The sequence below is a fragment of the Bacteroidota bacterium genome, from assembly GCA_038746285.1.
Lineage (GTDB): Bacteria > Bacteroidota > Rhodothermia > Rhodothermales > JANQRZ01 > JANQRZ01.
In genome coordinates this window covers 1-9119 of the sequence record JBCDKT010000087.1, presented here as the reverse complement: position 1 = coordinate 9119, position 9119 = coordinate 1, and the positions used below count along the sequence as shown (strand labels likewise).

Genomic DNA, 9119 nt, shown 5'->3' with positions numbered 1-9119 from the left:
GGGGCTTTTCTGTCGCCTGCGGCGCCCGGTTTCTCGGCCGGCCGCGGCGGCGGCCTTTCCTTTGGTTCCTTTCTGTTTGAGATCTTTCCCCACTGTATTGTACTCTGGCCGCGTCGGGTTCGAGTCCCGGCGCGGCTTTCCCCGAGAGAGAGAGCTGGCAGCGTGCCCGGCTGCTCTGAGAAGCTGAGTTCCGGGAGGACCCTAGTTTCTCAGTTGCAGGGCTGAGCGTCAGGCTTCGATCCCTGGCGGCCGCTCCCTCGCTGATCGCTGCTCGTTGGCTGATCCGAAGTCCTGATCCGTCTCCCGGGTACCGCTCTCGTGCTCCGCGTGCGTGTCGAGTGCCGCGAGACCTGCTTCGCGCGCTCTGCTCTCGATCCGGGACCGTGTCTTGGACTGTGTCTTGCCGCCGTTTCACCAATGCCTCCAGCTCCCGCGTCGGACTTTTACTTAGAGGTGAACGAGCAGTCGGTGGCGGCCTCTTGGAAATTAGCGAAGACGGTGGATAAGAAGTTGCAGCTCCAGTCGGCCGACGTTGTGGCGGTTCTGGCGCACGTCTGGACGCTGCACCCGGATGCTCAAGTCCTGCCACTTTGCGGGTACGCGGTCGATCCCGAGTTTGCCGAGCGAACGCTCTCGGCTCTTCACGACCTGGGCTTCGACCCTTCCGTGGCGGGCTGGGGCGACGCCGTTGCTGAAGCCGCGGCGCGAATTGATTCAGAGCTGCTCACGCTTCGCGTCGAAAATCTGCGCGCGACGGACGGGTTTGATCGTTGCGTACTCTCCAACTCTGAGAACTGTCGCGTCATGGGCGCGAGGTTTGAGGCATTACTGGAAGCTGTGGCGGCGTTTGACATTACGCCGGCTGCTACCGCTCTTCCGGTGTCTGCTGGCACGCGCAACGCCGACGCTCGGGCGCCACCGCCCGACATGGACGCGTTCCCGCCTCTGACGTTGGACGACCTCTCCGCCCGCCGCGCGCACGTTAAGTTCGGGGACCTCGTCGGCCCAAGTGGCAAGCTGGACCGTTTGGCCTTCCTTGCTCGCGTGGTCGGGCCCTTGCGGCGGCCCGCAGCGCGCGCGGTCGACGGGCCGCTCGATCAGTTCTTAGAGGCTCTGAGCACCACCTTCCGCGACACGCCGGCGCTACGGCATTTCTCGTCACCGGCCAGTGCCTCGCACGCACAGCACGTCAGTCGCTGTTTCGCGGGCCTCGACACGTTCATCCTGGACCCGGCACTCGACATTCGCGCCCCAGGCCTCGAGCCGGACCCGTCGTTCGTCGTCGGCGAGTGCTGCCGGTACGCGCAGGGCTCCGAGGACGTGAAGGTCGACCTTGTCCAGCGCTACCTGCTCATCGAGTCCTTTCCGCAGTTGCAGCGCATCCTCGCCGGCGTCACGCACCAGCAGCGTTGGGCCATGCTCAGCGACCTCCAGTACGGGTTCATGGGCTCGACGTCGGCACTGCTCCCGAATTCTCTTCGTCGGCTCGACCGCCAGCTCGACCGCTTCTCGCACCTCATCGAGGACGAGCTGTCGCCGCCCGTTCGCTTGAGCGAGTTCCTCAGAAGCTACCGAGCGGCCCAGGCCGCCGCCCGGGACACGCCGCGGGCGTCCGAGCCGGCGTCGTCGGCGACCGATCCTGCTGCGGGGGCCTCCTCGGACGCAACGTCGCTTCTCAAGGACGTCCTCCTGTCGACGAGCTTCAAGGCGGCGCGGACCAGGCTCAACGCCCTCCCCCTCTCGGATTCGCTCGGGTTCGTCGCCGCGGTCCTGGCGGAGATTCGTCGCGGCGAAGACGTCTCTGCTGTTCTCCTCCAGATGCTTTACACCGGCAAGCCACTCACGCAGACTGACTGCCTGCAACGCGTCGCGCTGCTCGCGCCCAAGAACGCGCACGGCACCTTCGCGCAGTACGTCAGCGCGGCCCTCGCCTCCAACTACACCGGCGTCGAGTTGAACGCGGACTTCGAGGTGCCGCTCCCGGCTGGGTTCCTCACGCAGCTCAAGTCCGGCGAGTTTGGAAAAATCCGCGCCACTTGGTGCACGGTGCTGAAGGACTCCATCCTCCGAGGGCGCTTCGGGAAAGACACCTTCACCGGCTGCGTCGACAACGCCCTCCGGTGCGCGGAGGACGTCCGGTCGTGCTGCAGCATCATGAACGTCGTCTTCACGCTCGCTGGCTTCGCGCCGGCGGGCAACGACTCATGGCAGGCGCTCTGCACCAGGTGCCTGATCATCCTTGAGTCTGCGCCGGTCGCCTCGCGCCCTCGCATGTTTCCGCTCATCGAGGACTTCATGTCCAGGGCCTGTGACCAGGCTCTCTCGAGGTTCAACGAGGCCGTGTCTGGGCCGCCGGGTTTCCACTGGGACCCGGTCTTTGGCGCCAGCTCGTCGTTCCGCTCCCGGTTCGCCGAGATTGAGACTCTTCTGAGTCAGTCCGCGGTGGCTGCCCGCGCGGGGCTGCACGTCGTGTCCGCGTTCCCGGCGGGACAGGGCCACAGCTCGCGGGGCGGTGGTGGCGGCGTCGGCGGCGGCGCCGGCGCTGGGGGGGCCGCTGGGAGTGGCAACGGCGGCGGTGGCGGCAGTGCTGGCGGCGGTGCTGGCAGCCGACGTCAGAACACGCAGGGCGGCCAAGGCGGCGCGGGGGATGCCGGCGCCGGTCGGTCCTCCAAGCGCGCGCGCACCATGCGCGCTGGCTACGCCATCATTAACAGCGCCCGCGTCGACGTGTTGGCGACACACCGCGAGGGCGACGTGGTCGCGGACGACGGCGTCAGCATTGTGCGGGCGGGCTCCGGCGGCGTGCACGTGCAGAACAAGGCCCAGCTGCGGCGGCTCCTCGGCCAGGACAAGTGCCTCCCAGTCGTCGGCTCTGGCCGTCGAGAAGCTGACGGTCGCTTCTTGTGCTGCCCCTGTCCGAACGAGCCGGGACACCAGTCGGCCACCAGTGCGGCGCACACTCGCCCGAGCGGCGTCGACCACCGTGATGTCCGCGCCTTGGACCACTTCGTCCGATTCCAACAATGACGGCGTGCCGCGGAGGGCGATCTTTCACCTCGGCCGCCCTCTGCAGCGGCGTCTGCGGCGTCGGAGTCGGCGAGCTGGAAGCGGCAGTTGGTGGACGCGCCGACGGGGGCGGCGACCAGACCGGCGCGCGGGCCGGGGTTGGGCAGGGACGACACGGCCTCGTCGGCGGCGCGTGTGGCGGTGGCCTCCGGCTCGGCGACCACCCAACCAGCCGCCGCGCGGCCGTCGGCTCTGCCTTTCGATCGGGGCCGCCCGACGGCGCTCGAGGACCTCGACGCGCTCCTCGCCGCGGCGCGGGCCGCTCCTTCGGCGACGCCGGACTGGTCGCTCAAGCCGGTCCTGTTCTGGCGCGAGAGCGAGACGCCGTGGGGATGCCTCTCGCAGTGGTACGCGCTGTCGGACGGTCACTTCCGGTGGCATGGCCTCGTCTGCTTCTGCGCGGAGCAAGCCATGATGGCGGCCAAGGCGCGTTTCTTCGGCGACGGCCGCGCGGAGCAGGAGATCTTGGCGGAGACGCACTCGGCCAGTGCCGTCAAGTCCCTGGGTCGGGCGGTGCGCGGCTTCGACACCGACCTTTGGAAGACAGTGGCCTTCGACATCGTCGTCAGCGTCAACTTGGCCAAGTTTTCGCAGAACCCGCAGCTGCTGGGCGTGCTCCTTGCAACGGGCCGGCGTCCCCTCGCCGAGGCGTCGCCGACCGACTGCGTCTGGGGCATCGGACTTGCTGCGGGCCACGGCGACGCGCTGTTTCCGTCGCGCTGGCGCGGTACCAACCTCCTCGGCCAGGCGCTGATGACGGTCCGAGAGCACCTCGCGGCGCTGCCTGCCACGGGCCGGCCACCTCCGCCGCCGGCGCCACCGCCTCCGCCAGGACGCGATTCGGCTCTCGAGGGCGCCCTCGCCGCCGTTCCTGCCGGCGCAGCTGCCGAAAGGCCGCCTTCGCCGCAGGGCTCGATCGCCTCCGGCGGCTGCGCGGGTCGTTCTGTTCCGTCCCACCGGTCTGGGCCACGCCTCGCGCGTGCGCCTTTAGAGTCCGCGGGTCGCGCGCTCGTGCCAGCGCTTTGCCGTCCTGTTCCGTCCCACCGGTCTGGGCCACGCCCCGCGCGTGCGCCTTTAGAGTCCGCGGGTCGCGCGCTCGTGCCAGCGCTTCGCCGTACTGTTCCGTCCCACCGGTCTGGGCCACGCCTCGCGCGTGCGCCTTTAGAGTCCGCGGGTCGCGCGCTCCTGCCAGCGCTTCGCCGTCCTGCGGATGCCCACCGGTCTGGGCCACGCCTCGCGCGTGTGCCTTTAGAGTCCGCGGGCTGCGTCCTCGTCGTTGTCGTCTCGTCGGCCGACGCTCCGCCGCGAGTCGCTCTCCGGGGGTCCCGCCTTCCGGCAGAACCTGTCGCCGTTGGCCGGCGTGACGAGACCATCGCCTGGGCCCGGCGGCTGCTCCCGGACGTCGTCGTCGTTGCCAACGACCTCGAAGCCGTCCTCGCGGCCGAGTTCACGAACGGCGAGCTCTCGCCGTTTCGACTCGCGTGGGTCGTTGCGGTTCCCTCGGCCGCACCGCTCCTCGCGCAGGGCGACACGACGTGGGCCTGCGCGGCGGACGTCGGGGCGGTGGACGCTCTGGCAGTGGCGGTCGCGCTGGCCAAGCTGGGCGCGCTCGCCCCTGGCCGCGGCCTCGCGCCGGACATGCGGCAGTTCGACTGCGGCGGCGCGGGCGAGTCCGTCCTCCTGCCCGCGCCCGACCCCCAGACGGAGGACAGCGCGGCCTTCGAGGCCGTCGCGTCGGCGGCTCTCGCGACCCAGGACGACCTCCGACGTGCACTGCGGGAGATGGAGGACGAGCCCGGCGACGACGGCTACTTCGCGCGCCTCTCCGAGCGCGTCGGCGCCGGCCCCGGCGTCGCTGAAGTCCCGGCGCACACCAGGAATGATCGCCGGCGGGGCCTCGACGTCGCGATCCGCCAGCCCTTCGTCGAGACCTTCCACCCGCCGACGACGACCTATGCCGGGTCGCCGCGCGCCCAGCCGGCCCCGCCGGCAGGCTTCCGACCACGCGGCTTGCCCGATCTGCTCACGGCGTCCGGCCTGCGCCTGCTCGGCGCCTGGTGCCGCGAGCATGCCGAGGCACTCGAGCGCGCGTGGGCCGGCGGCGACGGCACGCGCATCGACTTCCGCAAGACGCTCGTCCTCGGCCAGGAATACGTCGTGCCCGAGGCGCGCGGCATCGTGTGGGATCTTCGGCCCGATCCCGACGGCTTCATCCACCCGCTGGACTTCACGAACAGCCCGGTGTCCCACCTGAACTTGCCCTACCTCATCGCCGAACTCGAGGGGGTTGGCTGGCCCGACGCGGAGCTCATCGGCTTCCTCCGCGACGGCGCTCAGTTCAAAGCAGACGTCGGCTTGGACTGCGTCTTGATGCCTCATCTGTTGAGCCTTGCGCACGGCCTGCGTCGCGTCGACGACGGCCTGCGGAAGCTGTGCGACAAGGGCTATTACCTCGTGGCGGAGGCGCTGCCGTTCTTCCCGATCCGCTGCGCGCCCTCGGGCAGCGTCGAGCGGAAACACGAGCCAGGACGGCCGCGGCGGATTGAGGACCAAGGCCAGCCGCGGCGACCACTGCAGTCGACGGCCCCAGGCCCGGCGCCGAACAAGCAGCGCCGGCTCAACCAGCCGGTCGTGCCGTTGAACGTGGCGATCGACATCCACGGCTCGGTCGAGGACAGCGCCAAGTGGCCGAAGGAAGAGAAGCCCACGGCGCACCAGCTCGCGCGGAACGCGATGATCCTCCGCTCGGCTGCCGCGCTGTCCGGCACGTTCGTCCTGTCGTTCACAGACGACAGCTCGGACTTCTTCAACCAGATCGCTCTCGCGCCATGCGAGTGGTGGAAGACGGCCGCGTTCTGGCGCAGTTGGTCGCCGGACGCTAAGTGGATGTTCCTCATCGCTCTCTCCGTGGGCTTTGGCATCTCGGCGGCGTCGAACATCGCCCAGCGCTTCTCCGGCAGCATCCGTTTCTTGATCCTTCGGGAGATGGACCGCCTGGAGCAGCAGTCCGTCGCGGAGGTCGGCCTGACGCAAGGCGAGCAACGGTGGCGAGCGCGCCGGCAGAGCCTCGGCTTCAGCGGCGTCGATCTGCGCCTGTTCGACAGTGCGATCTTCACCGACGACCCAGCGTTCCAGGCTGTCGGCGTTCCTCGCACGTGCCGCCTGGTCCGCGCGGCGCGGCGCGTCGTGCTCCGGCTCCGGCTGCGCATGGCACAGCCAGCCAAGCGGTTCCTCGGCATCGGCGTGCCGTGGCTCGGCCTCCACAACCTCCTGGCCTTCGGCGTCCTGGCCATCCCCGCCGACAAGCGGCTTCGCGCTATCAAAGACATCCGGCGCGCGCTTGACGGCGAGCTGACGCGGTCGGAGGCCCGCTCGCTGCTCGGCCTGCTGGCCCATCTGCTGCCGTGGGCGAACATGGACGAGAACACGACGCGCGGTCTCTTTGTTTTCGGTGACCTCGGGCCGCAAGACTGCGTCCAGCTCGTGCACCGCGCGCGTCTGTCGGCGTGGTCGCAGCGCCTCGCCGCCTGCTCGGGCGTATGCGCGTCTTCGGTCTTCTCGCCGGTCGAGGCGAGGCCGGACGCGCGTCCGAGCGTCTTCATGTTCATCGACGCCGCCAAGGCGGGCACGCCGACGCCTGGTCTCGGGGGCTTCCTGCACGGCTACTGGTTCCACGTCCCCATCCCGCCGTGGTTGGTCGAGGGCGACCTCGCATTGCCCATCAACGAGCTCGAGTTCGCCACGTTTGAGTTGGCGCTCAAGACGTTCTGGCCGGTCGCGGCGAACGTTCCTGCCGGGCTGTTCTCCGACTCTCTCGCCTCGTACTTCGCGGCGCGCAACGCCTCCTCCAGGGCGCCGTTGATGGTCTTCGTGTGGGATCGGCTGCGCCGCTGCCGGGAGTTCCGCGAGTGGTCGACGGCGGGCCTTTGGCTCGCGCACACCTTCGGTCCTGGGAATCCTGGCGCCGACATGGCGTCTCGCGGCTACTTCGACAAGCTTGCGGCCTTCTGCGCCCAGATCGGTGTCGTCTCGACGCGCCTCGATCCTCCTCCGGAGGCCGTGGCTGCGCTCGACGCGCTCGTCGCCGAGCACGTCGCGTTGCATGCCGCCGCGGCGCACGTGTCGCGGCACGCGTCCTCGCGGCGTAACGCTCAGCCCGACAACCTCTGCGGCGACGGTCCCCGCGTGTCGCTCACGTCGGGGGTTCGCGCACCGTCCCCTGAACGCCCACCGAAGCGTACCCGCCTGGTCGTGCCGCTTTGTGGCCCGCCGACTTGGATCGAGGGCGACGAATCGCCGCCGTCGTCGGCCCAGCAGCCGCTGCCGGGCGCCGGCGGCGACGCTCCCTCCTCCGGGGGTCGCTCGGCGCCGCCGGGTGAACCATCGCCCGCGCCGCAGGCGCCGTCGCCGGCGTTGGCGCAGTCGCGTCGTCCTCCGCCTCGAGCTGATTCCGCCGCATCACGACGTCAGGATTTCGGTTCAGTAAGTGTGGCGCGCGGTTTCTTCGCTCGGGGCCCCGGCGCCGCGACCTCGTCCCTCGAGCTCCGGCCCGCTGACGGCGCGTGGTTCGCCGCTCTGCAGCGCGCTGTGCACGCCGCGACGGCCGAAGCGTCGCCGGCGAGCACGCTCAAGACCAACATCCAGCACTGGCGTCCCTGGACGGTCTTCTGCGGCCTGATGGGCACAAGCCCCATCCGCAACGATCGGCGGGCCAACTCGGGCGCGGACGAGGCTGGCTTCGACCGCGAAGTCACGCTGCTGTGCTCGTTCTTCGTCTGGCGCTATCAGAACATGATGCCGCGGGCCCGCTCCTCGCCCGCTCCGAAACCACAAAGCGCCATGAACTCTGTGATCGCCGTGCGCCGGGTCCACCGTGACCACTATGACATCGAAATGGTCTCGACGCGTCGCCTGGGCCGCGTCCTCAAGGGCCTGCTTCGCGCGTTTGTGCGAGAGCACGGGGCCGACGCGTTGTTGCCGGCGCGCAAAGAGCCGATGACGCGCGAGCTCCTGTCGGCGTTGCTGGCGCTTCCGTTCGACGACAGCGACCCCGCGGTTCTCATGTTCCGGGCTATGCTGTGTGTCTGCTTTCAGGCTGGCTTCCGCAAAAGCGAGGTCGCCATTCCCGACGACGCTGTCTTCGGGCGCGAGCGGCTCTGCCGATCCGCGCTGCGCTGGTACATCAACGGCACCTTCCACCCGGCGCTGACGCCGGAGCTCCGGCGCCAGCTCAGCCGAGGCGACGCAGCGGTGCTCACGCCGCCGCCGTCCAAGAATGACCCCTTCGGCGTCATCTTCGGCGGGATCCCCATCTACCTGCCGTTCGACCCGTCGCTGCCGTTCTCGGCGGCTCGGCACCTCGCCGACCTCGAGCTTCGCTTTCCATGCTCTAACCGCGACGCCACACCTCTGTTTACCACAGACGGTCGCTTCGCCCCGTTCCGTCACGCGCAAGCCGACTCCCGGCTTCGGGCGCTTCTCGTTCGCGCCCTCCCTGCCGCTGACGTGGGCAAGTACTCCATGCACTCCTTTCGCATTGGTCTTGCTTGTGCCCTCCTCGAGGCAGGGGCGTCGCGAGCCCAGATCCACTCCCTCTGTCGTTGGGCGCCCAATAGTCCCTCCGACGCCCTGTACGCGCGTCCCAACCCGGAGGCGTGTGTGAGTTGGATCTCCCGTGCCGCCGCGGTCGCGGTCACGTCGGTCACTTCGGCGAATCTCCCCCGCATTGACAACGACGACGTTGCGCTCGTCTTGTCGCGGCTCAGCGATAGCGCCTTAGGCGGGTAGCTCCGCCCCCCTGTCATTACTTCCTTGCCTTCAGCCCCTCGCGGTGCTCTCGGCGCGCTGCGCGCTGCCGCACACGGCCCCGCGCGTTGCCCCTTTCGGTGGGGTCTCGTACTCGGAACCTTCGGATCCTCCTCCGCTCGCGCCTTTCGGCCTCGGTTGGGGCTTTTCTGTCGCCTGCGGCGCCCGGTTTCTCGGCCGGCCGCGGCGGCGGCCTTTCCTTTGGTTCCTTTCTGTTTGAGATCTTTCCCCACTGTATTGTACTCTGG

At 69.4% G+C, this 9119-nt stretch carries 2 protein-coding genes; both read left to right on the top strand.

Annotated features, from left to right (window positions below):
* The first annotated feature begins 453 nt into the window (after positions 1-453).
* Positions 454-3027 (top strand): hypothetical protein, encoded by a 2574-nt coding sequence (locus tag AAGI91_17065; GenBank protein ID MEM1044321.1) that lies wholly within the window; start codon positions 454-456, stop codon positions 3025-3027.
* Between the two features lie 174 nt (positions 3028-3201).
* Positions 3202-8853 carry an NADAR domain-containing protein gene (locus tag AAGI91_17060; GenBank protein ID MEM1044320.1) on the top strand — a complete coding sequence of 1884 codons (5652 nt, stop codon included), beginning with the start codon at positions 3202-3204 and terminating at the stop codon, positions 8851-8853.
* Positions 8854-9119 lie beyond the last annotated feature (266 nt).